The organism is Allostreptomyces psammosilenae (assembly GCF_013407765.1).
Classification (GTDB): domain Bacteria; phylum Actinomycetota; class Actinomycetes; order Streptomycetales; family Streptomycetaceae; genus Allostreptomyces; species Allostreptomyces psammosilenae.
The window spans coordinates 3369853-3392469 of record NZ_JACBZD010000001.1; the positions used below are offsets into that span (position 1 = coordinate 3369853).

Here is a 22617-nt window from a genome sequence, read left to right on the forward strand (position 1 = left end):
GGCGGTGGTCCTGACCGCCAGGGCCGGCGGGTGGGGGGCGCGGTCTCCGGGCGCGGCTGCGGAGATCGCTCCGGGAATTCCTCCGGGGATCGCTCCGGAGGGAACTTTGGAGTGGTCTCCGGAGGGACCTCGCAAGGGACCTCCGGAGGGATCCCCGGAAGTGAGGGGGGAGGCGGGATGGGGGTGCGGGGCGGTCACTACCGCAGCGTACGACGCGGGTTCCGGGCGCTCTTCCCGGGCCTGGTTGCCGGCTGCGCAAGGGGGCATTTCCGCCTGTGGATAATCACGAACCCCCCTGGTCAACTGGGGTAGCGCGGGTGGTGGGGTGGGCGCAAGGGGGGTTGTCTCGCCTGTGGATAACCCCGCGCCCCCCTGGTCACCAGGGGTAGCGCGGGTGGTGGGGTGGGCGCAAGGGGGGTGTCTCATCTGTGGACAACCGCGTTTGTGGACAACCGCGCACCCTCCCGGTCACCAGCGGTAGCGCACGCACACACGCCACAGGCTCCTCCCCGCAAGCCGGCGTTGCGGGGAGCAGTTGCCCGTGACGGCGAACGTCGGGGGGTTCCTCAGGGCAACGGCCAGTTGCGCAGGGCGGCGTCGGCCATCCCCTGGAGTTCGTCGCGGCCGACACCGCTCGTCGCTTGCACGGCGATGCCGAACGCCAGGGTGGTGACGTAGTGGGCCAGCAGTCCCGGATCGGTCCCGGGAGGCAGGTCGCCCTCGTCGACGGCTCGCTGGAACCGTTCTCGGACGCGGTTGCAGCCGTTGTTGCGCCAGGCGGCGAGAAGGTCACGGACCGCCCGCCCGGTGTCGCTGGTGGTCAGGGCGCACTGGACCCCCATGCACCCCGGGGGGGTGGCCGGGCGGGTGGTGGTTCGGACGGCGCCGGCCAGGATCGCGGTGGCGACGCCGAGGGCGGTCGGCTCCTCCAGGGCCCGGGTCAGGTATCCGCCCGGGCCTTCGGTGTAGCGCTCCAGGGCCTTGCGGAACAACTCCTCCTTGTTGCCGAAGGCCGCGTACATGCTCTTGGCGGAGATGCCCATCGCCTCGGTCAGGACGGCCAGGCTGGCCCCCTCGTAGCCGTGCTCCCAGAAGACCAGCATGGCGCGCTCGAGGGCCTCGTCGGCGTCGAATCCTCGCGGGCGGCCGATGGGGCCGCTCTGTTTGGTCTCCACGCCCGCAGTCTACTCCTTCGGCAGCGATCGATGCAGAAGTGCTACTGTCGGACTTCAGCAGCGATCGCTGCAAAAATCGGAGGAGGTTGCTCACATGGGAGTACTTGAGGGCAAGACCGCTCTCGTCACCGGCGGCGGCACCGGGATCGGTCTGGCCAGTGCCGTCCGGCTGGCGGCCGAGGGCGCTCACGTGTTCATCACCGGCCGGCGCAAGACCGAACTCGACGCGGCCGTCGAAGCGATCGGTTCAGCGGCCACCGCGGTGATCGGCGACATCTCGAACCCGGCCGACCTGGACCGCCTCTACGAGACGATCCGCCGCCGGGGGCGCGGCCTGGACGTGCTGTTCGCGAACGCCTCCGTCGCCGCGTTCGTGCCGCTTGAGCAGGTGACCGAGGAGCACTTCGACACCCTGTTCGACATCAACGTCCGGGGCACGCTGTTCACCGTTCAGAAGGCGCTGCCACTGCTCAACGACGGCGCCTCGGTGATCCTGAACGGCTCCACCAGCGTGGACGTCGGCACGGAGGCCTTCGGCGTGTACGCGGCGACCAAGGCCGCCACCCGGTCGTTCGCCCGGACCTGGGCCAACGAACTCAAGGGACGAGGCATCCGGGTCAACACCGTCACGCCCGGCCCGACCGACACGCCCGGGCTGTCGGGGCTCGTCGCCGACCCGGAGCAGGCCGCCGGTCTCAAGCGGCAACTGGCGACGGACGTGCCGCTGGGCCGGCTCGGGCGCCCGGAGGAGATCGCCGCCGCCGTGGCCTTCCTCGCCTCCGAGCAGAGCAGCTTCATCACCGGTTCCAGCCTGTACGTCGACGGCGGCCTCAACCAGATCTGAGTCCCGCGGCCGCGTCTCCGGCGAGGACGCCGGCGCCCGGCCGGCCGAGCTCGCCCGAGTGGGCGAGCCCGGCGGCCTCGATCGCACGACGGCCGGGCGGTCGGCAGCTCGGCGGTCGGTGATCAGCGGTCGGTGATCAGCGGTCGGCGGCTCCGCCGCGCACCACGCAGGAACGGTTGCTCTCCCAGCCCCAGCCGTCGCCGTCCGGGTCGGAGGAGGCGCTGGCGCAGTACGGGTAACCGTTCGGCGCGGTGCCGCTCCCCGAACCTCCGCCGGTGCCGCCGTAGATCGTCGCCACGCGGGAGGTGGTGGAGATCCCGTTGGCGCCGTTGAAGAAGCGCTGGCCCCAGCTGGTCAGCGAGTCGGGGTCGAAGCCGTTCACCATGTCGAGGTACTCGACGCCGCTGCCGTTGCCGCTCCACGACCACCCGAGGTAGCCGACCCGGAGCGACTGCGCGGTCGCCATGATGGCGTCCTCGTCGGGGTTGCCGTCGCTGTGGTTGTCGCCGAACTCCCCGACCACGATCGGCAGCCGGTTGTCGACGAAGTGGTTCAGGTAGGACTGCACCTCGGCGGCGGTGTCGTAGACCCCGTACATGTGAATGGAGAAGATGGTGTTGCGGTCGGGGTCGGAGGCGAACACCGAGGCCGCGTTGTTCCGCATCGTCCCGGACCAGTCCTGGCCCCAGTTGGGGGCGTCGACCATCAGCGCGTGGTCGAAGCCGGCGCTGCGCAGCTTGACGATGGCGTTCCTGGTGGCGTCGGTCCAGGCGGCGTAGTTGTTGTTGCCGAAGGGCTCGTTGCCGATGTTGATGATGACGTGGCTCTCCTGGCCCGCCAGCACGCTCCGGAGGCCGATCCAGTAGTCGGCGGCGCTGTCCAGGGTGGTGGCGGCGCCGTCCTCGCCGTAGCCGGTGGTGTCGTGCACCTCCAGCACGCAGATCAGCTTGTTCTGCTTGCACTGGCCGATGATGGCGGAGACCTCGGAGGCGGAGGTCTCCGTCCAGCGGTCGCCGTTGCTGAGCACGACGCGCACGGTGTTGGCGCCCTTGGCCGCGATGCCGGCCAGCGAACTCGTCTGGCCGGGGTACCAGGCGTGGGCGTGGTTGACCCCGCGCATCACGAACTCGGTCCCGTTGGCCTCGACGACCCGGCCGTTGTTCACGTGGATGCCGGTGGCGGCCCGGGCCTGCGGGGCGGGGCCGAAGAGGGCGAGGAACAGACCGAGCACGGCCGTGATCACTCCGACGGCGGCCAGCGGCAGCGGTCTGCTGGGGCGGACGTCCATGTCTCCTCCGCGTGGTTGGTGGTGGGGGCGGGCGCGGGCGGGTCCGACAACGTTGTCAAAGCGCACCTGCGCGTCTCTTCGCCGCTGGTGCCGAGGTGTGCGGGTCGCGCCGTCCGGGCGGGCGGCGTCCTGCCGGCAAATGTCGTGGCGTGTGCACAACAAGTAGCCACCGGAGTGACGCCGCCCACAGCATCCGGAGCTGTACCGGTTTAGTCAACCCGTCAGGCAGCAGATGTTCAGGGCGTCGACGCGGCGTTCGACCGGGTCGCGGCCGCCGTTGTGACGCTGCCATGTCACTTGACCGGTTGAGTGTACTGGCGAGCCGTTCCCGGCGCGGCGCCGGCGGCGCGGCCGCCGTAAGGTGGCCGGACGTCAGCAGTGCGGCGGCGGAAGAGCCACTGAGGGAGAGAAGCCGAGCGGTGACCGGAGCGACGAACCCATCGACGTTGACCACGGTCACCGTCCCGGACGGCCCCACGGCCGCCGCCATCCTCCTGCCGCCCCTCACCGCCGCGCTCGACGGCACCGGCCCGGCCGTCGCCCCACTGCCCGGCGAGCCGGCCGCCCGCGCCCGCGCACTCGCCGCCGTCGTGCCGGACCGTCCACTGGAGCGGCCGGCGGCCGTGGTCGTCCCCACCTCCGGCTCCACCGGCGAACCGAAGGCCGTGCTGCTGACGGCGGCTGCCCTGGCCGCGTCGGGCGAGGCCACCGCCGCCCACCTCGGCGGTGGCGGCCAGTGGCTGCTGACGCTGCCGGCGGCACACGTCGCCGGCCTCCAGGTGGTGGCCCGCTCCGTGCTGGCCGGCACCGAACCGGTCGCCGTCGACCTGCGCGGCGGCTTCACCCCCGAGGCGTTCGCCGCCGCGGCCGCGCGGATGTCCGGCCCCCGCCGCTACACCTCCCTCGTCCCCACCCAGTTGGGCACCCTGCTCGACGCCGGGGGGCCGGCGCTGGACGCGCTCGGCGGCCTGGACGCCGTGCTGCTGGGCGGATCCGCGGCCCCCGAGTCGCTGCTGCGCCGCGCCCGGGCGGCCGGGGTGCGGATCGTCGTCACCTACGGCATGACGGAGACCTGCGGCGGCTGCGTCTACGACGGAACGCCGCTGGCCTGCGCGGACGTCCGACTGGAGAGCGCCCCGGCCGGGACGTCGGGCGGTGACCCGGCGGGGCCGCCGCGCAGCGATCCGGCCGGCACGTCGGGCGGTGACCCGGCCGGCGCCGGCACCGCCGAGGCGGAACCCGGGCGGATCACCATCGGCGGCTCGATGCTCTTCGGCGGCTACCGGCTGCGGCCCGACCTGACCGCCGCCGCCCTCACCCCCGAGGGCCGCTTCGCCACCTCCGACCTCGGCCGCTGGACGGCGGACGGCCGGCTGCGGGTGCTGGGACGGATCGACGACATGATCATCACGGGCGGCCTCAACGTCGCCCCCGCGGAGGTCGAGGCCGCCCTCGCCGACCACCCGGCGGTCGCGGAGGCCGCGGTGGTCGGAGTGCCGGACGAGCGGTGGGGGCAGCGCGTGGTGGCCGTCCTCGCGCCCCGCTCCACCGACGCCGCACCCACCCTGGAGGCCCTGCGCGACCACGTCGGCCGGCGGATCGGGCGCCGCTCGGCGCCCCGCGGGCTGGTGCTGGTGGAGCGGCTGCCCCGACTGGCCGGCCTCGGCAAGGTGGACCGGCAGGCCGTCCGCCGGCTCGCCGCGACCGCCGACTGACCACGAACGCGCCCAACTCCCCCTCCTCCCACGGAACCCAGCCCCGAACACTCCGCCGCGCACCCCGTCGGCAACAATGGGACGGTTGTTCCCGAGGAGGTAGTCACGTGGCAACGGTTGCGCAGTGGGTCGAAGGTGCCCGGCCGAGGACCCTCCCCACGGCTCTCTCGCCGGTCCTCGCCGGCAGCGGCGCCGCCGCCCTGCTCGGCGGCTTCTCCCTGCCGCGCGCCCTGCTCGCGCTGGTCGTCGCGCTCGCCCTCCAGGTCGGGGTCAACTACGCCAACGACTACTCGGACGGCATACGCGGCACCGACGACGTCCGGGTCGGCCCGCTGCGCCTGGTCGGCTCCCGGGTGGCCGCGCCGCACGCCGTCCGGAACGCCGCCTTCGCCGCCTTCGGCGTGGCCGGCGTGGCCGGGCTGGTCCTGGTCGCGCTCAGCGGGCACTGGTGGCTGCTGGCCACCGGCGTCGCCTGCGTGCTGGCCGCGTGGTTCTACACCGGCGGGCGGCACCCCTACGGCTACCACGGCCTGGGCGAGGTGTTCGTCTTCGTCTTCTTCGGGCCGGTGGCCGTCCTCGGCACCACCTACACGCAGGCCGACGCCATCTCCTGGGAGGCGGTGGCGGCGTCCGTCGCGGTCGGCGGCTACGCCTGCGCGGTGCTCGTCGCCAACAACCTCCGCGACATCCCGACCGACGTGCAGTCCGGCAAGCGCACGCTGGCGGTGCGGATGGGGGACGCCGGCAGCCGCCGGCTGTGGACGGCGCTGGTCGGCTGCGCGCTGGTGCTGGGCGTGCTGATCAGCGTGCGCCACCCGTGGGCGGCGCTGATGGTGATCGGGGTGCCGCTGGCCGTCCGCGCCATCCGGCCGGTGCTGGGCGGGGCCACCGGGCGGGCGCTGATACCCGTCCTGCGGGACACCGGGCTCAGCGAGCTGACCTTCGCGGTCGGGCTGACGGCCGGGATGTTCCTCACCGCCGCGTAGCCGGGCCGGCCCGGCCCCAGCCACGCCCGGCCCAGCCGCCCCAGCTCTCCCTGCGGGCTGGCCCGCCAGCTCTTCCCGTCGGCCCGCGCGCCATCCGAATGCAGCCGCGCTCAGCCCTCGGCTTCGTCCTTCTTGCCGGCCTCCCGCGCCGCCGCGCGACGGGCCGCCTCGTCCGCGGCGTCCTCCCCGGCGGCGTCGGCCGCCAGGCGGTTGCGCGTCCGCGACACCCGCTCGCTGATCTGCGCGGACATCGCGTCGCGCTGCCGGCTGAGCACCACGTAACTGATCGGCGCGGAGATCACCAGCGCCAGCAGCAGCAGGAACACCGCGCCGGACTCACCGCTCACCGGCAGCACGCCGACGTAGCCCAGCAGCCAGACCACCGCGAAACAGCCGAGGAAGATGGCGAACCGCAGCGCGGTGTAGCGGAGGGCGGCGTTCGAGGTCTTCACCGGATCTACCTGCTTCTCTCTCTCGGGCTCGGGTTCACCGGCCTTCCGGGACCGACCCTTCCAGTCAAGCACGCCCGCCCGCGGACCCGACGGCGCGGCCCGCGACGCACGCCCGGCCGCCCGCGCTCCGCCCGGCGCGTTTATGCCCGTCCGGGACAGTGAACCTTGTCTCAAAGCGGGGCTTTGAACAACTAAAAGTGCCGGTGTTACTGTCATACGCGTGATGTCGACGAAAACCCCACCGCCGCTGACGAGCCCCGCCGGGCTCCGCCCGCGGCACGCGCGGCGCCTCGTCGACCCGTGCCACCAGGCCGCACCTCCGTGCTCGTGTTGCTGTACCACGGCGGCCGGCCCTCCTTCCGGGCCGCGGCCCCTGGCCCAGTGAAGCCCCCTGCCCGGCCCCGGGCAGGACGAACGGCGAACGACTGGCAAGGCCCGGGACCGCACCGCCGCCCGTAGCGACGCACCGTCCCGCGTGCCCCGGCCGCCCCACGGGCGACAGGCGGAACCCGCCCGTCGTCGCCCCGGCGCGATCCCGCGCCACGGCACCGCACCGTCGGACACCCGCTCGCCACCGGCCGGCCGCCGTCCCTCGGACCGCACCCCTTGACGTGTCCACCACCGCACTGGCCGATCCGCCGGGAGACCCCCGCGCGGCACGGTCATCCGATACGGAGCGCCCCACGTGCTGACCACCCTGAAGCGGACCCCGTTCTGGGTCCAGATCCTGCTGGGCCTCGTGCTCGGTGTCGCGCTGGGCTTCGTGGCCCGCGAGACCGAGTCCGCCTGGCTGTCCGAGACCCTGACGCAGATCGGCGCGATCTTCGTCCAGCTGCTGAAGCTCGCCGTCCCGCCGCTGGTGCTCACCGCCATCGTGGTGAGCATCACCAACCTCAGGAACCTCAACAACGCCGCCCGCCTCGCCGGCCGCACGCTGATGTGGTTCCTGATCACCTCGCTGATCGCCGTCGCCATCGGCATCGTGATCGGCCTGGTCACCAGCCCGGGCACCGGCACCGGCCTGTCCACCGAGGGCGCCGAGGCGCCGGAGACCACCGGCTCCTGGGTCGACTTCCTCACCGGGATCATCCCGACCAACATCGTCACCGCGTTCACCGAGGTGAACGTGCTGCAGATCGTCTTCATCGCCGCCGTGCTGGGCTTCGCCGCCCTGGCCGTCGGCGAGGAGAAGGCCGCACCGTTCCTGAACCTCGCCCGCAGCGTGCTGGAGCTGGTGCAGAAGGCCCTGTGGTGGGTCATCCGGCTGGCCCCGCTGGGCACCCTCGGCCTGATCGGCAAGTCCGTCGCCACCTACGGCTGGGACCTGGTGGCGCCGCTGGCCACCTTCACCCTGGACGTGTACATCGGTTGCGCGCTGGTGCTGTTCGGCGTCTACCCGCTGCTGCTGGCCACCGTGGCCCGGGTGAACCCGCTGAACTTCTTCCGCGGCGCCTGGCCGGCCATCCAGCTGGCGTTCGTCTCCCGCTCCTCGGTGGGCACCATGCCGGTCACCCAGCGGGTCACCGAGCGCCTGGGCGTCCCGCGTGAGTACGCCTCCTTCGCCGTCCCGTTCGGCGCCACCACCAAGATGGACGGTTGCGCCGCGATCTACCCGGCGCTGGCCGCGATCTTCGTGGCCGAGGTCTTCGGGGTGAACCTGGGCGTGGGCGACTACCTGCTGATCGCCTTCGTCTCCGTGATCGGCTCGGCCGCCACCGCCGGCCTGACCGGTGCCATCGTGATGCTCACCCTCACCCTGAGCACCCTGGGCCTGCCGCTGGAGGGCGTCGCCCTGCTGCTGGCGATCGACCCGATCCTGGACATGGTCCGCACCGCCACCAACGTCGCCGGGCAGGCCGTGGTGCCGGTCCTGGTGGCGAGCACCGAGGGCATCCTGGACCGCGAGAAGTTCGACCACCCGAGCGGCGACCTGCTGCGTGACGCGGACGCCCCCGCCTCCGTCTCGGAGAGCGGCAAGCAGCAGCCGGTTCCGGCCACCGCCTGACGGCCGGAAGACGACCGACGGTCGCAAGACGAGCGACGGCCGGACGACGACTGACGGCGACGGCCCGTCCCCTGGTGGGGCGGGCCGTCGCCGTTCGCGGTGCTGGTCGCCGTTACCGGTCCAAGTCGCCGTTGCCTGCCGACAGCGCCCGGGGGAACGGCAGGAGGGCCCGCATCGCGTGCGCGGTGCGGGCCCTCCTTGGTGGAACTGCTGGGCGCGATGGATCAGGCGGGGGTGACGTTCTCCGCCTGCGGGCCCTTCGGGCCCTGCGTGACGTCGAAGGTCACGGCCTGGTTCTCCTCGAGCGAGCGGAAGCCCGTGGCGTTGATCGCGCTGTAGTGGACAAAGACGTCGGGGCCGCCGCCGTCCTGGGCAATGAAGCCGAAGCCCTTTTCGGCGTTGAACCACTTCACGGTTCCGGTGGCCATGTCTACTCCTGCTTTGCTACGCGTCGGAAACCACACCTCGTGGATCCCGGGTCGCTGCGAGATCGCCCCGCTCGGAAACCGCTCAAAGCTCTGAAACCGCAGAAGCCTGCGGTTACATGCTCCGCAGGCTTCAAGTACTGCAAGGGAAACCGAACTGCAACTAGGGCCGAGCGTAGCACGGGGGGCTCTGCCCGGCCAGTGATTGTGATCATCACTATGGACCGGTCCACCGCACCCGTCCGCACCCTTCCGGTGACCCTCCGCGCGAGCCCCTTCCGCCCTCCGCCCGGCCCTCCGATCCACCGCTGACCTGCGCCGACGTCGCCCTCCCGGGGCGTGGGGCGCTCCCGCGGGTCCGCCGTCCCGCCCGCCCCGGTCCGGGCGACCGCCAGCCGGCCCCGCGCCTTCTCGTTCGAGCGTCGTTCGACCGGCCGTCGATCACTGTCCGTTCACCATTCACCGGCCCTTCCGCGCGGCCCCCGCGCGGAGGACTCATGGATCCGGCCACGCGCGCGCTCCGCCCCCTCCAGCACGTCTCGCGCGGGTGCGCCCGCGTGCCACCGTGTAACGGTTCTGGAACAGCGTGGCCCGATACCGCTCTGACCTCGGATGCCGCCGAATCCGCCTGTGACCCCAGGTAACAAGGGCGGTGGGCGGTGCCCTCGCTGCGCTATGTAACGCTTTGTCCCTTTTGTCGGACGTAATGGAAACCTTCAGGCCGTCCGAAAGTTGTGCTACCAATGCGCTCATCGGTTGAGCGGAGTAAAGGAGGCCGGCCCCCGACTTCGGGGGGAGTGGCCGGCCCGCCCAGCCGCCACCGCGCCGTACGAGCAGCCCCGGGCACCCGCGGAGCGCCTGCGGCGCGCGCAGTGGTGGCGACGCGAATCCGGATGCGCGAGGAGTCCGCCGCGACCGACACACGACATTTGAACGATCGAGGGGACGGGTACCAGACGATGTCTCTGGCACGCACCACCAAGGCCCGGCGCACCGCCGCCACGGCCACCGCCATCGCCGCCTTCGCCGCGGCGCAGGTCATCGGCTTCGCCGGTGTCGCCACCGCCGCCGAGGGCACCACCCCGGACAACGCCGCGGTCGCCCCCGGCGCCGCCGCGCCGCAGACCGAGGACGGCACGGAGACCACCGAGGAGACCGAGGAGACCACCTCCGAGGAGAACACCGAGGAGACCTCCGAGGAGGACACCTCTGAGGAGGGCACCGAGGACGACGCCGCCTCCGAGACCGAGGACGGCGCCACCGAGGGTCTGGAGGGTGCGCTGGAGAGCCTGGACGAGGGCGCCAGCGAGGAGGAGTGGGAGCTCACCCCCGAGGACGAGGCCCTCCTCAACTGGCTCGCCGGCCTCCTGGGCAAGACCCCCGAGGAGCTGACCGACGCGGACTACGAGACCATCACCGAGGTCTTCTTCCACGAGGAGGCCTGGGCGTTCGACGCCAACACCCAGGAGCTCTTCTCGATCGACGCGGAGACCGGCGCCATCGACGGCGGCATCGAGTTCTCCGTGAACAACCCGACGCAGTTCGACGTCAGCGACGTCACCGTCACGCTGACCACGATCGACAACCTGACCTTCGGTGAGCCCGGCACCCCGTCGCTCGGCGGTACCGTCAACTCCGCCTCCGCGGACGAGATCACCCTGAGCTACGCGGACTTCGCGGCGGGCGCGCTGTCCGAGGTGAACATCCCGGCCACCCTGGGCGACGTCGACGCCGACGCCCTCTTCAACGTCGACATCACGGTCGCCGTGCCGGGCGTGAGCGAGCCGCTCACCCTCGCCTACTACGACTTCACGATCACCTCGGAGGTCGAGGAGGAGGAAGAGGAGACCGCCTCCCCGACCCCGTCCGAGTCCCCGGCCGGTAGCGCCGGCGGCAACGACCCGGGCCCGCAGCTGGCCGAGACCGGTGGCTCCTCCATGACCCCGACCCTGATCGGTGTCGCCGGCGCCCTGGTCGTCCTCGGTGGCGGCATGGCCTTCTACGCCACCAAGCGCCGCTCCGCCAACAACACCGCGGCCTGAGCACCCAGCCCAGCCCCGCACCACTGACACCGGAGCCCGCGGTGTCCACGGAACCCACCCGTGGACGCCGCGGGCTTCCGCCTTTGTCGGCGAAGCTCGTCGGCAACGGTCGTCGGCAACGCTCCAGGGCGGGCGAGACGGGGCGCCCCGCCGGGCGTCGCGGAGAATCGTGGGCATGTTGACGATTCACGCGGCGCCGGTGGTGCTGAGCATGGTGGGCGGGGCCGGGGCCGTCCGTGACGGGGCGGTGGCCGTGGAGGGGGCCGGCGTCGTGGCGGTGGGGGAGGAGGGGGAGCTGCGGGAGCGGTTCCCCCGGGCGCGGGTGCGGCGGTGGCCCGGGGTGCTGATGCCCGGGCTGGTGAACGCCCACGCGCACCTGCAGTACTCCGACTTCGCCGAGCTGGCCGCCGGCGACCTGGCGTTCCCCGAGTGGATCCGGCGGCTCTCCGCGATGCGGGCGCGGTTCGACGCCACCGCGTGGCAGGAGAGCACGCGGCGCGGGATCCACGCGCTGCTGCGGACCGGGACGACGGCCGCGGCGGACGTGGTGACCGACCCGGAGGTGCTGGTGACCACGGCGCGGTCCGGGCTGGCCGGGGTGTCGTACCTGGAGGTCGTCTCGGCCGGGCCGGCGAACTGGGCGGTCAAGCGGGAGGCGCTGCTCGGGGCGCTGGCGTCGGCACCGGCCGGGCGTCGGCTCGGACTGTCGCCGCACACGCCGTACACGGTGGGGACGGACGCCTTCCGGGAGTGCGTCGCGATCGCCCGGGGGCGCGGGCTGCGGCTGCACCCGCACCTGGCGGAGACGCCCGAGGAGGCGGAGTACGTGCTCAGCGGCTCGGGGGCGTTGGCCGGGCTGGTGCCGATGCTGGAGCTGGAGGCGTCCGGCGGGTGCGGGCTGACGCCGCCGGCGTACCTGGACGGCATCGGCGCGCTCGGCCCGGACGTGCACGTGGCGCACGGCACGCACTGCGCCGCCGAGGACCGCAAGCTGCTGGCGGCGCGGGGGACGGCCGTGGCGGTGTGCGTGCGCTCGAACGCGCTGCTGGGGGCGGGGGAGCCTCCGCTCGCCGACTACCTGGCGGAGGGGGTGCCGCTGGCGGTCGGTACGGACTCGCTGGCGTCGACCCCGTCGCTGGACCTGTGGGAGGAGGCGCTGGCGGCCCGGGACCTCGCGCGTCGGCAGGGGTACGCTTCGCCGGACCTGGAGCGCCGGCTGGTGGAGGCGATGACCCGTGGCGGCGCTGCCGCGATGGGGTTGGGCGACGGGGACGTGACCGAGGGCGCCATCGGGGTGCTGCGCCCCGGGGCGCGGGCGGACCTGGCCGTCTTCGACGTGTCCGTTCCGCCCGGCGCCGATCCGTGGGGCGTGCTTGTGGAGGGGGCCGCCGGGCGGTGTGTGGCCACCGTGCTGGGTGGGCGGCTGGTGCACCGCCGGGCGTGACGGGCGTCCTGGTCCGGGGGCGTCCTGGTCCGGAGGCGTCCTCGTCCGGGGGCGTCCTCGTCCGGGGTGCACGCCGGGCGGACGCGAGACGTTCGCGCGGGCAGGCATACGCGGGGTTCGACTGGGAAGGCGTCTGCTCAGACCGATATGAAGGTATAGACGTGGAATTGTCGCTTTCTTCGCGATTCATTCCGGACTCTTGAGGGCGCGCGACGCGGCCTCGACCAGGAGGCAGACCATGCGTATGACGACGATCGTCGAGAGCGTTCTGCGGCGGGTGGCCGGCCGGGCTGGCACGGGCCGGGCAGCCATGGGGGCCGGACGGCGGACCGCGCGGCGCTCCGTGGCCGGCCGGTTCTACGGCGGCGGTGCCGGCCACCGCACCCGGCGCCCGGCTGCCCGGCCGATGCGGCCGTATGCGCGCCGGACCTCCGCCACGCACGGGGCCTCCGGGATGATCCGGAGCATCCGCCGGGCGCTGCACCGCTGAGCCGGGCCGCGGCCGGGTGGCGGGCGGTCGCCCGAGCGGGCCCGGTCGAGGAGAGGGACGCCCGCCAGGGGAACATCGAAGAGCCACCCCGGGACACCGTGACGTAGCCGGTGTCCCGGCGGCATGTTCGCGGGCGGAGGGTGTTCCGGGGGATGTCTGCCGGTGGGCCGTTCGCTCGTGGGTGAGGCTCGTGGCGGGGATGTTCCTCGTTCGGGAATTGCGGGTTTTCCACAGCGTGGAGATGGCCTCTTGCACCGATGGGCCGCGCCGGGTTACCCCTGTTGACCAGGGGGGTGCTGGGTTTTCCACAGGGTGGAGGAGCCCTCTTGCGTGAGTGCCTGGTGGCGGGTTACCCCTGTTGACCAGGGGGGTGCTGGGATATCCACAGGGGCGGGCGGCCCTCTTGCGTCCCGTGGCGCTCTGAGCTAACCACCCGGGAAAGCCCCGGGCACTGGGCGGCGGAAGGGCATTAAGCAGTCATACACCCGTCGCGGGGATCCAGCAGCCGTACGCCCGTCGCAGGGAATCGGCAGGCGGAACGCCCCTCGCCGGGTTCCAGCAGCCACACGCCCGTCACCGCGATCCAGCAGCCACACGCCCGTCGCCGGGGTGTAGCCGCCGTGTAGCCGGGATGTCGGCGGTTTGTTGACGCGGGCCCCGAGGCTGGACGGCATGAGTGATTCGACCCTCACCACAGCGGCGGGAGGCCCTTCGGGCGCGACCAGCCCCCCGCCGGTGCACGCCTGTGATCCGCCCGGGAAGGCCGCCGCCGGCCCGACGGCGCGTGCGACCACTGGCGCCCGGGCGGGGAACGCCCCCGCGGCCGTCGAGGTGCGCGGCGTGGTCAAGACGTTCGGCGAGAACCGGGCGCTGGACGGTGTCGACCTCGCCGTCCCCACCGGCAGCGTCCTCGGGCTGCTCGGCCCGAACGGGGCGGGCAAGACGACCCTGGTGCGCATCCTGGCGACGCTGATCAAGCCGGACGGCGGCACCGCGACCGTCGCCGGGTACGACGTCGTCCGCCAGGCCAAGCAGGTGCGCCGCTCCGTCGGCCTGACCGGCCAGTACGCCTCCGTCGACGAGTCGCTGACGGGCCGGGACAACCTCTACCTCATCGCCCGCCTGCTGGACTTCCCGCGCAAGGCGGCCTGGGCGCGGGCGGACGAACTGCTGGAGCGGTTCTCGCTCACCGAGGCGGCCGGCCGCCGGGCGAAGAACTACTCCGGTGGCATGCGCCGCCGCCTGGACCTCGCCGCCAGCCTGGTCGGCGAGCCGCAGGTGCTCTACCTGGACGAGCCCACCACCGGCCTGGATCCGCGCACCCGCGGCGAGGTGTGGGACGAGGTTCGGCGGCTGGTCGGCACCGGCACCACCGTCTTCCTCACCACCCAGTACATGGAGGAGGCGGAGGCGCTGGCCGACGCCATCACGGTGATCGACCGCGGCCGGGTGGTCGCCGAGGGCACCGTGGAGGAACTGAAGGACCGGGTGGGCGGCAGCGTCCTGCGGCTCCGCCCGACGCGCCCGGAGGAACTGGACGCGATGGCCGAGGCGCTGGCCGGCGTCGGCGTGACGGGCGCGGCGATCGAGCCCGACCGTTCCCTGCTGACCGCGCCGCTGACCTCGGACGAGCAGCTCACCGCCGTGATCGGCACGCTCGGCGCGCGCGGGTTCGGCATCGCCCGGATCGACACGGTGCGGCCCACCCTGGACGAGGTGTTCCTCACCCTCACCGGGCAGCGCCCGCACGACGCCGCGACGCCGGCGGACGGCGACGGCAGTGAGGAGGAGCGGGCGTGAGTGCGACCCTGTCGACCCAGACCAACGCGGTCGAGACCGCTGAGCAGTCCGGTGCCCACGGCTCCGGGGCGGGGCGTCCCGCCGCCGGCGGCGGGCGGAGCGACGACTCCGGCCGCATCGGGCTGCGTGGCAACGTGCGCCACACCCTCGCCCTGGCGCGCCGCAACGTGCTGCTGATCCGCGCGGATCCGGAGCAGCTGTTCGACGCCGTGGCGATGCCGATCATCTTCACGGCGATGTTCGTGTACGTCTTCGGCGGCGCGATCGCCGGCGACCGGGAGGACTACCTGCAGTACCTGGTGCCGGGGCTGATGGCGCAGACCGGGATCATGGTGTCGATGAGCGTGGGGTCGGCGATCAACGCCGACATCAAGCTCGGTGTGATGGATCGTTTCCGCTCCATGCCGATCGCCCGCTCCTCGGTGCTGGTCGCCCGGGTGTTCACCGACCTCGGCCGGATGCTGGTCAGCCAGCTGATCCTGATCGGCTTCGCGATGGTGCTCGGCCTGCGGATCCAGACCTCGCCGCTGGACCTGCTGGTGGCGTTGGCGCTGATCTGCCTGTTCGGCACGGCGCTGTCCTGGATCTTCCTGCTGATGGGGCTCACGCTGAACAGCCCGCAGGCGGTGCAGGGCATCGGCATGCTGGTGCTCATGCCGCTGCAGTTCGGCAGCTCCATCTTCGCGCCGGTGGAGACCATGCCGGGCTGGCTGCAGGCGTTCGCCGACGTCAACCCGATGTCGCTGGTGGCCGACGCCTGTCGGGTTCTGGTCAACGGCGGTGAGGTGGCCGGTCCGCTGACCTGGTCGCTGGTGTGGATCGTCGGCATCACGGTGGTGGCGGCTCCGCTGGCGGTGCGCCGGTTCCAGCGGGCGGTCTGATCCGCCTGCCGGGCGGCCCAACCGGATCACGTCCGGGCGATGGCCGGTCACGTCCGGGCGACCGAGGTGGATCACGTCCGGGCCGAGGCCGGTCAGCCCTCGGGCGGCTCGGCGAGCAGCGCCGCGGCCTGACTGGCGGACAGGCCGCGGCCCCGCTCGCACAGTTCGTCGAACTCCTCCTCGCCGAGGACCCGCCGCAGCGCGTCGGCGGCCTCCTCGGTGAAACCTTTTGCCCAGCGGCGCACCGGCAGCGGGGTCTCCGCGCCGTCCTGGGGAGGCGCCGCACCGAGCAGCACGGCGGCCCGCCGCGCGTCCTCCCGCCGTGGCAGCGCCGCCGGGGCCGCCGGGGCCGCCGGGGCCTCCGAGACGGCAGGGGCCGCCGGGGCGGTGGCCATCGCGGCCAGCGCGCACGCCCCCACCGCCAGCACCGATCCCAGGATGTCCGTGGTGTCCGGGAAGAGCGGCCCGGCCCGGTGCTCCCGCACCGTGCGCCGGGCCAGGGCCAACCCGTCGGCGGCCCGCCCCTCGCACAGGGCGCACCACGCCTGGAGGGCCAGCAGCATCACGGTGAACACCACCGGCGGCGAGCCCAGTTCGGCGGACGCCAGGGCGCGTTCGGCCATCCGCCGCCCGCCGGCCGGGTCGCCCCGCAGGGCGAGGATCTGTGCCATGAGGAAGCGGCCGTAGGTGACGGAGTCCCAGGCGCGCCGGCCGAGGTCCATGGCCAGCGACAGCGCCAGCCGCACCCGGTGCTCCGCGCCGTCGAGGTCCTCCAGCGCCAGCAGCACCTCGGCCGTGCGGCAGTGGATCAGCGGGAGCTGCTGACGCACACCCAGCTCCTCGGCCAGCCGGGCGGCACGCAGCAGCGGCACCAGCGCGGCGTCGAAGTCCCCGCGTCGCGCCGCCGCGTCGGCGACCTCCTCCAGTGACTCGGCGATGCCCCAGCGGTCGCCCAGTTCCGTGAACAGCTCCAGCGCCTCCTCGGCGCTGTGCTCGACCTTGGCCGCCTCGGTCGAGAGGTGTCCGCTGATCTTGGCGCGCAGCATCAGGGCGAAGGCGGTCTCCCACGGGCCACCGAACCGGCGGCAGGTGGCCACCAGATCGTCCAGCGCCTGCAGGAACCCCTCGGCGCGCTCGCCCTCCACGAAGAGGGTCAGCGGCCACATCATGCCCGGCATGCGGCCGGCCTGCGGCAGGCCGGGGTGGTAGGCGCGGCGGAGCGCGCCGGTGAGGGCCGGGGGCAGGCGGTAGCTGTCGTCGAAGGTGACCAGCACCATCATGCGGATCGCCCGGCGCGCCTCCAGCAGCACCTCCCCGGTGAGCGGGGGCTCGTGGTCCAGCGGGCTGGTGGGCACGGGGCGCGGCGGCGGCGCGCCGGGGGCCAGCGGGTCCGGTCCCATGGCGCCGACGCGCGCGACCCAGGCGCGGGCCTCCGGGACGTAGTCGCGCAGCGACCAGAACCACGCCATGCCCAGCACCAGGAGCAGCGCCTCGGACTCGTCGCCGTCGGCCACGGCCCGGTCCAGGGCGGTGCGGACGTTGTCCAGCTCCACCTCCAGCCGGGCCATCCAGGCCAGTTGCTCGGGGCCGCGCAGCCGTCGGTCGGCGGTGACGGCCAGCCGCCGGTACCAGCGCACGTGCCGGGCCTGGACGCCCCGCCGCTCCGCATCGTGGCCGGCGTCGTGCAGGCGTTCGGTGGCGTACTCGGCGATGGTCTCCAGCATCCGGTAGCGGGTGGCGGTGCCGCGCGGGTCCGCCGGGCCGTGCCGGCCCGGCGGCTCGGGCTGGTCGGCGACCACCAGCGACTTGTCCACCAGCGAGGAGAGCCGGTCGAGCACGCTCCAGCGGGGGAGCGCGGCGGGGTCCCCGGGCTCGGGGGACGGGTCGGCGCAGACGTCCTCGGCGGCCTCCAGCGTCCAGCCGCCGGAGAACACCGACAGCCGGCGGAGCAGGGCGCGTTCGGCGGGTTCGAGCAGCCCCCAGCTCCAGTCGACCACCGCGCGCAGGGTCTGCTGGCGGGGCAGCGCCGTGCGGCTGCCGCCGGTCAGCAGGTGGAATCGGTCGTCGAGCCGGTCGGCGATCTGGCGCGGGGTGAGGCTGCGCAGCCGGGCGGCGGCCAGCTCGATGGCCAGCGGCAGGCCGTCGAGCCGCCGGCAGATCTCCTCGGCCGCGGCCGGATCCACGGCCGGGGTGAAGCCGGGGCGGGCCGCCGCGCCGCGTTCGGCCAGCAGCCGCATGGCGCTGGCGGTGGGCAGCGGATCGACGGGGCGCACCACCTCGCCGGGGATGCCCAGCGGCTCGCGGCTGGTCGCCAGCACGGTGAGGCGGGGGCAGTCGCTCAGCAGGGCCTCCACCAGTTCGGCGCAGCCCTGGATGACGTGCTCGCAGTTGTCCAGGACGAGCAGGATCCGGCGGTCGGCGATGTAGGCGATCAGGTTGGCGACCGCGCGGTGCCCGCCGGGAGGGGCGGGCGGGGAGGGGGGCGAGGGGGCGGTGGGTTGGGCGGGTTCGGTGGGCGTGGCGGTCGGGGCGCGGTCGAGGGTGGGTGGCGGCAGCTCGTGCCGTTGCCCGTCGGGGCGCAGCACGGTGTCGCGCAGCCCCAGTGCGCTCAGCACGGCTCCGGGGACGGCCGTGCCGTCGTCGAGCGCGGCCAGCGGGGCGAACCAGGCGCCGTCGGCGGCCGGGCCGGAGTCGGGGGAGTCGGCCAGGGCGCGGGCGGCGTGCAGGGAGAGCCGGGTCTTGCCGGAGCCGCCTGGGCCGACGAGGGTGACGAGTCGGGCGGTGGTGAGGGCGCGGTGGAGCGCGGCGAGGTCCTCCTCCCGGCCGACGAAGCTGGTCAGCGGGAGGCGGATGTTGCCGGGGACGGTCCGCGGGGTGCCCGGCGCCCCGGGCGCCTCGGGTTCCGGTGGCGCCGGTGGCACCGGTGGGGTGCGGGGCGCCGGCGGCGTCCGGGGGCCGTTCGGCCGGTGTGCTGCGGGGGACGTGTGTGGCGTGTGTGGGGTGTGGACGACCACGGCGCTGCGCCTGGCGCCCGACGGGCGGGTGGGCGCCGCCCCCGGAGCCCCCGCCGCCGGCCATCCCGCGGCGGGATCCCCGGCGTCGCCGCCCGCCGCGGGGGGCGCTGCCAGCAGCTCCCGGTGGAGTCGGCGCAGCTCGGGGCCGGGGTCGGCGCCGAGTTCGTCGGCCAGCCGGCGGCGGGCCTCCTCCCAGGCCGTCAGCGCGTCCGCGGAGCGCCCGGAGTCCCGCAGCGCGCGGATCAGCAGGACGTGCAGCGTCTCGTCCAGCGGATGCTCGGCGACGAGCTGCCGCAACTCGGGCAGGCAGGCGTCCGACCGGCCGAGGCGCAGCTCGGCCGCGACCCGGCCCCGGACGGCCGTCAGCCGGTGCTGCTCGGCGCGGGCGGCCGGGCCGTCCCGCCCGGGGCCGTGCGGCAGGTCGGCGAAGGCCGGGCCGCGCCACAGGGCGAGCGCCTCCCGCAGCAGCTCGACGGCCCCGGCGGCGTCGCCGGAGTCCAGGGCGCGGGTGCCGTCGCCGCAGAGCCGGACGAAGCGGTGGTAGTCCACCTCCTCGCGGGAGGCGGCGAGGCGGTAGCCGTGCGGGCCGGACAGGACCACGCCGGGTCCGAGGGCGCGCCGCAGCCGACCCACCAGCGCCTGCAGGGCCCGGAGGGCGGCCTGCGGGGGATCGTCCGGCCAGATGGCGTCGATCAGCGTGGCGCTGGGGACCTCCCGGCCGGGGTGGAGCGCGAGGGCCGCGAGCAGGGCGCGCAGCCGCGCCCCGCCGAGCGGCACGGGGGTGCCGTCGTCCCGGCGGGCTTCGGTCGTGCCCAGGATCGCGAAGCGCACGCGCCCATTGTGACGGGCGGCACCGACAACGGCCCCGCGGTGCGGCCCCTTAGGCCGGCCCGCCCGGGCGGGGCGCTCGGGCAGGCCGGCTGCTCGGAGGGGGCGCTCGGTGGTGGGCGAGCCGGCGGGTCAGACCGCGCAGACGCCGTCGGCGCAGGCGTCGTCCCCGCCGGCGTGGTCGTGGCCCTGGCGGCCCGCGGTGGCGGCGTCCGTCCCGGTGGCGGCACCCTGGCGCGGGTCGTCGTCCCGGGCCAGCTCGGCGGCGACCTGTTCGAGGACCTGGAGCATGACCGACGCCTCCTGCGCCCCCTGCACGGCCCAGGTGCCCTCGAAGACGAACGTGGGCACGGCGGTCACCCCGATCCGCCGGGCCTCGTCGATCTGCCGGGCGACCTCGGCGGCACCCTCGTCCCCGGCCAGGAAGGCGGTGACCCGCTCGCGGTCCAGCCCCGCCGCCACGGCGCGCTCCACCAGCACCGAGGGGTCGCCCACGTCCGCGCCCTCGGTGAACTGGGCGCGCAGCAGCGCCGTCTTCAGCCGGCGCTGCGTGGCGGCCCCGCCCTCGCGCTCGGCCAGCCAGAGCAGCCGGTGGGCGGTGAAGGTGTTGACCGACTGGGCGGACTCGAAGTCGAACGCGATCCCCTCGGCCGCCCCCAGCGCCGCCAGCCGCTCGTGGGCCGCGCGCACGGCCGCCATGTCGCCGAACTTCTCCCGCAGCGCCTCGCTCATCGGACGCGGCGTGGTGGAGGCCTCCGGGGCGAGCTGGAACGGGCGGAAGACCACCTCGACCTGGTCCGCGCCGGGGAACGCGCCGAGCGCCCGGTTGAGGCGCTCCGTGCCGACATAGCACCAGGGGCAGGCGACGTCGCTGTAGATCTCGACCTTCACGGGCGTTCTCCGGTTCGTGGGGCTCGGGCGCCGGCGGGAGCCCGGGCGGGGGCGGACGTCCGTTCGCCGGCGAGCGGACGCAAGCCGCAACACCGCGTGCCGCCGCCGGATTCCCGGGGCGCGTCGGCCGCTCGGCCCCGGGGCGCGCGTCGCCCGTTCGGACCAGCGTGTCGGCGCGGGGCGCGTCGCCCGTTCGGACCCGGGTGTCGGGGCCGGTGCGGGGCGGGGTGGACAATGGCCGCCGTGACCGTTGCATCGCTGCACAAGAAGCCGACCGATGTCGCCTCGATGTTCGACGACGTCGCCGCCCGGTACGACCTGACCAACGAGGTGCTGTCGCTGGGGCGCGCCCGGTCCTGGCGGCGCCAGGTGGCCGAGGCGGTCGGGGCGCGCCCGGGTGAGCGGGTCCTCGACCTGGCCGCCGGCACCGGGACCTCCTCGCTGCCCTTCCGGGACGCCGGCGCGCAGGTCGTCCCCTGCGACTTCTCGCTCGGCATGCTGCGGCGGGGGCGCGAGCGCCACCCGGACCTGACGTTCGTCGCCGGCGACGGCACCCGGCTGCCCTTCGCCGACGCCGTCTTCGACGCCGTGACCATCTCCTTCGGGCTGCGCAACGTGCAGGACACCGACGCGGCGCTGCGCGAGCTGCTGCGGGTGACCCGGCCGGGCGGGCGCATCGTGGTGTGCGAGTTCAGCCGCCCGGTGAACCCGGCCTTCAGGACCGTCTACGTCGAGTACCTGATGCGGGCGCTGCCGCCGGTGGCGCGCATGGTCAGCAGCAACCCCGAGGCGTACGTCTACCTGGCGGAGTCCATCCGCGCCTGGCCCGACCAGCGGGAGCTGGCCGCCGTGCTCGGCGCCGCCGGCTGGAGCCGGGTGGCGTGGCGGAACCTCACCGGCGGCGTCGTCGCCCTGCACCGGGCCTACCGCCCGGCCGCCTGACGAGCCGTCTACGGTGGTTCCCCATGGAGACACACGCCACCGGCCAGCCGGGCAGCACCGCCGACGAGGCGCCGTCGATCAGGGGTGACGAGCCGGGGACGCTCGCCTGGCGCGTCCTGCACGAGCGCCACCCCAAGCTGCTGCGCCAGGTCGCGGAGGGGCTGCCGTACGGGCCGGAGCAGCGCCGGGCGCTCGACGAGCTGTCGAGCGAGTGCGCCGACGACGGCGTGCTGCGGCCGATCGAGCCGGACGACGCCCCCGACCACACCTCCTGGCGGCGCTGGGAGGAGTGGGGGCGGGGGCACTACGGCCGGCGCTGGACGGACGTTCCGTTCCTGTGGGCGGAGAGCTACTTCTACCGGCGGCTGCTCGCGGCCGTCGGGTACTTCGGCCCGGGGCCGTGGCGTGGGGTCGATCCGTTCGAGCCGGTCAAGCGGGCCGAGCTGGCCGGCGAGGGCGTCGACGCGGAGCTGGCGGCGCTGGACGCGCTGGAGGACCTCAGCGAGGACGAGCGCGGCGCCGCGCTGGTGCTGTCCTCGCTGTGGGGCAACCGCGCCGACCTGGCGTTCCGGGTCTCGGCGCGGCAGGGCGAGGTGGCCGGGGTGGGCGACGAGCCGGCCCTGGTGCGCGACCTGCTGGTCGACGACCGCGACCTGGTGTGGAAGGCGCTGCGCGACGGCGCGCCGGGCCGGGTCTGCCTGGTCGCCGACAACGCCGGCCCGGAACTCCTGCCCGACCTGGCGCTGGTCGACCACCTGCTGCGCTCCGGCCTGGCCGCCGAGGTGCTGCTGCACGTGAAGCCCCATCCGTACTTCGTCTCGGACGCCACGACGGCCGACGTGCTCGCCGGGCTGCGCCGGCTGGCCGCCGCGCCGGGGGCGGCGGCGGCCGTCGGGGCGCGGCTGTGGGAGGCGATGGGGGACGGGCGGCTGCGGATCCGGGCGCACGGCTTCTCCTGCGCGCCGCTGGCGTACCGCGACATGCCGGAGGAGATGCGCGTGGAGTTCGCCGGGGCGTCGCTGACCATCTTCAAGGGCGATTTGAACTACCGGCGGCTGGTGGGGGACCGGGCCTGGCCGGGCACGACGCCGTTCGCCGAGCGCACCGACTACTTCCCGGGGCCGCTGGTGGCGCTGCGCACGCTGAAGTCGGACGTGCTGGTCGGGGTCGCCGGGGAGACGCTGGCCGCGCTGGACGCCACCGGCCCGCGGTGGCGCTCCGCCGGCACCCACGCGCTGATCTCCGCCCGGGTGTAGCGGCGTCGGCCGGTCCGGGCGCGGCGGCGGGCGGTGACGGTCCGTGGGCGGCGGAGCGCGGTGGCGGTGGTCGGCGTGGCGGGGACCGTCCGTTCCGCCCGGGCCCCCGATGGGAGGATGATCGGGTGGGCCGTGGCCG

The 22617-nt window shown here is 74.3% G+C and carries 17 protein-coding genes; 11 read left to right on the top strand and 6 right to left on the bottom strand.

Going from position 1 to position 22617, the window contains the following annotated elements; genetic code table 11:
• Positions 1–566: 566 nt before the first annotated feature.
• Entirely contained in the window at positions 567–1175 is a 609-nt protein-coding gene (locus FHU37_RS13845; protein ID WP_179814480.1) for a TetR/AcrR family transcriptional regulator, read from the bottom strand.
• Positions 1176–1269: 94 nt separating this feature from the next.
• Between FHU37_RS13845 and FHU37_RS13850 the strand changes: the two genes are divergently transcribed.
• On the top strand, positions 1270–2019 hold the full coding sequence (locus tag FHU37_RS13850) for an SDR family NAD(P)-dependent oxidoreductase (RefSeq protein WP_179814481.1): 750 nt from the start codon (positions 1270–1272) through the stop codon (positions 2017–2019).
• 136 nt (positions 2020–2155) lie between these two features.
• Here the strand turns inward: FHU37_RS13850 and FHU37_RS13855 are convergent, their stop codons facing one another.
• Complete coding sequence (locus tag FHU37_RS13855; protein ID WP_179814482.1) at positions 2156–3307, bottom strand: cellulase family glycosylhydrolase; 1152 nt, start codon at positions 3305–3307, stop codon at positions 2156–2158.
• A 419-nt stretch (positions 3308–3726) separates the two neighbouring features.
• Here FHU37_RS13855 and FHU37_RS13860 point away from each other — a divergent pair, with 419 nt between their 5' ends.
• Both FHU37_RS13860 and FHU37_RS13865 read left to right on the top strand, forming a co-directional pair.
• On the top strand, positions 3727–5022 hold the full coding sequence (locus tag FHU37_RS13860; RefSeq protein ID WP_218904035.1) for an AMP-binding protein: 1296 nt from the start codon (positions 3727–3729) through the stop codon (positions 5020–5022).
• Between the two features lie 107 nt (positions 5023–5129).
• On the top strand, positions 5130–6008 hold the full coding sequence (locus FHU37_RS13865; RefSeq protein ID WP_179814484.1) for a 1,4-dihydroxy-2-naphthoate polyprenyltransferase: 879 nt from the start codon (positions 5130–5132) through the stop codon (positions 6006–6008).
• Positions 6009–6118: 110 nt separating this feature from the next.
• Here the strand turns inward: FHU37_RS13865 and FHU37_RS28200 are convergent, their stop codons facing one another.
• Complete coding sequence (locus FHU37_RS28200; protein ID WP_312892599.1) at positions 6119–6460, bottom strand: DUF4229 domain-containing protein; 342 nt, start codon at positions 6458–6460, stop codon at positions 6119–6121.
• Positions 6461–7145: 685 nt separating this feature from the next.
• Here FHU37_RS28200 and FHU37_RS13875 point away from each other — a divergent pair.
• Positions 7146–8465 carry a dicarboxylate/amino acid:cation symporter gene (locus FHU37_RS13875; protein WP_312892600.1) on the top strand — a complete coding sequence of 440 codons (1320 nt, stop codon included), beginning with the start codon at positions 7146–7148 and terminating at the stop codon, positions 8463–8465.
• 224 nt (positions 8466–8689) lie between these two features.
• On the opposite strand, the gene FHU37_RS13880 is transcribed toward FHU37_RS13875, so the two are convergent.
• Positions 8690–8893, bottom strand: a complete 204-nt coding sequence (locus tag FHU37_RS13880) for a cold-shock protein (RefSeq protein WP_179814485.1) — start codon at positions 8891–8893, stop codon at positions 8690–8692.
• Positions 8894–9849: 956 nt separating this feature from the next.
• On the opposite strand from FHU37_RS13880, the gene FHU37_RS13885 reads away from it, so the two are divergent.
• The 5 genes from FHU37_RS13885 to FHU37_RS13905 all read left to right on the top strand — a co-directional run bounded on the left by FHU37_RS13885 (position 9850) and on the right by FHU37_RS13905 (position 15547).
• A complete protein-coding gene (locus FHU37_RS13885; protein WP_179814486.1) occupies positions 9850–10932 on the top strand; it encodes an LAETG motif-containing sortase-dependent surface protein in 1083 nt (360 codons plus the stop codon).
• A 175-nt stretch (positions 10933–11107) separates the two neighbouring features.
• The gene (locus FHU37_RS13890) at positions 11108–12376 is read left to right on the top strand and encodes an amidohydrolase family protein (protein WP_218904036.1); all 1269 of its coding nucleotides are present in this window, start codon (positions 11108–11110) and stop codon (positions 12374–12376) included.
• A 238-nt stretch (positions 12377–12614) separates the two neighbouring features.
• Complete coding sequence (locus tag FHU37_RS13895) at positions 12615–12866, top strand: hypothetical protein (protein ID WP_179814487.1); 252 nt, start codon at positions 12615–12617, stop codon at positions 12864–12866.
• A 672-nt stretch (positions 12867–13538) separates the two neighbouring features.
• Positions 13539–14666, top strand: a complete 1128-nt coding sequence (locus tag FHU37_RS13900; RefSeq protein ID WP_179814488.1) for an ATP-binding cassette domain-containing protein — start codon at positions 13539–13541, stop codon at positions 14664–14666.
• A gap of 8 nt (positions 14667–14674) precedes the next feature.
• Positions 14675–15547, top strand: a complete 873-nt coding sequence (locus FHU37_RS13905) for an ABC transporter permease (protein ID WP_179816268.1) — start codon at positions 14675–14677, stop codon at positions 15545–15547.
• Positions 15548–15639: 92 nt separating this feature from the next.
• Here FHU37_RS13905 and FHU37_RS13910 read toward each other — a convergent pair whose 3' ends face one another.
• Both FHU37_RS13910 and FHU37_RS13915 read right to left on the bottom strand, forming a co-directional pair.
• Positions 15640–19392 carry an AfsR/SARP family transcriptional regulator gene (locus tag FHU37_RS13910; RefSeq protein WP_179814489.1) on the bottom strand — a complete coding sequence of 1251 codons (3753 nt, stop codon included), beginning with the start codon at positions 19390–19392 and terminating at the stop codon, positions 15640–15642.
• A gap of 129 nt (positions 19393–19521) precedes the next feature.
• Positions 19522–20280 (bottom strand): DsbA family oxidoreductase, encoded by a 759-nt coding sequence (locus tag FHU37_RS13915; protein WP_312892602.1) that lies wholly within the window; start codon positions 20278–20280, stop codon positions 19522–19524.
• A 243-nt stretch (positions 20281–20523) separates the two neighbouring features.
• Here FHU37_RS13915 and FHU37_RS13920 point away from each other — a divergent pair, with 243 nt between their 5' ends.
• Together FHU37_RS13920 and FHU37_RS13925 are read left to right on the top strand one after the other, a co-directional pair.
• A complete protein-coding gene (locus FHU37_RS13920; protein ID WP_179814490.1) occupies positions 20524–21222 on the top strand; it encodes a demethylmenaquinone methyltransferase in 699 nt (232 codons plus the stop codon).
• 23 nt (positions 21223–21245) lie between these two features.
• Positions 21246–22478: a damage-control phosphatase ARMT1 family protein gene (locus FHU37_RS13925; protein WP_179814491.1), complete on the top strand. Its 1233-nt coding sequence runs from the start codon at positions 21246–21248 to the stop codon at positions 22476–22478.
• Positions 22479–22617: the final 139 nt, after the last annotated feature.

What these genes read in the sequence shown, in the direction of transcription:
- FHU37_RS13850 (WP_179814481.1), top strand. Translation starts at nt 1,270, where the DNA reads ATGGGAGTACTTGAGGGCAAGACCGCTCTCGTCACCGGCGGCGGCACC.
- FHU37_RS13855 (WP_179814482.1), bottom strand. Translation starts at nt 3,307, where the DNA reads ATGGACGTCCGCCCCAGCAGACCGCTGCCGCTGGCCGCCGTCGGAGTG.
- FHU37_RS13880 (WP_179814485.1), bottom strand. Translation starts at nt 8,893, where the DNA reads ATGGCCACCGGAACCGTGAAGTGGTTCAACGCCGAAAAGGGCTTCGGC.
- FHU37_RS13885 (WP_179814486.1), top strand. Translation starts at nt 9,850, where the DNA reads ATGTCTCTGGCACGCACCACCAAGGCCCGGCGCACCGCCGCCACGGCC.
- FHU37_RS13890 (WP_218904036.1), top strand. Translation starts at nt 11,108, where the DNA reads ATGTTGACGATTCACGCGGCGCCGGTGGTGCTGAGCATGGTGGGCGGG.
- FHU37_RS13895 (WP_179814487.1), top strand. Translation starts at nt 12,615, where the DNA reads ATGCGTATGACGACGATCGTCGAGAGCGTTCTGCGGCGGGTGGCCGGC.
- FHU37_RS13900 (WP_179814488.1), top strand. Translation starts at nt 13,539, where the DNA reads ATGAGTGATTCGACCCTCACCACAGCGGCGGGAGGCCCTTCGGGCGCG.
- FHU37_RS13925 (WP_179814491.1), top strand. Translation starts at nt 21,246, where the DNA reads ATGGAGACACACGCCACCGGCCAGCCGGGCAGCACCGCCGACGAGGCG.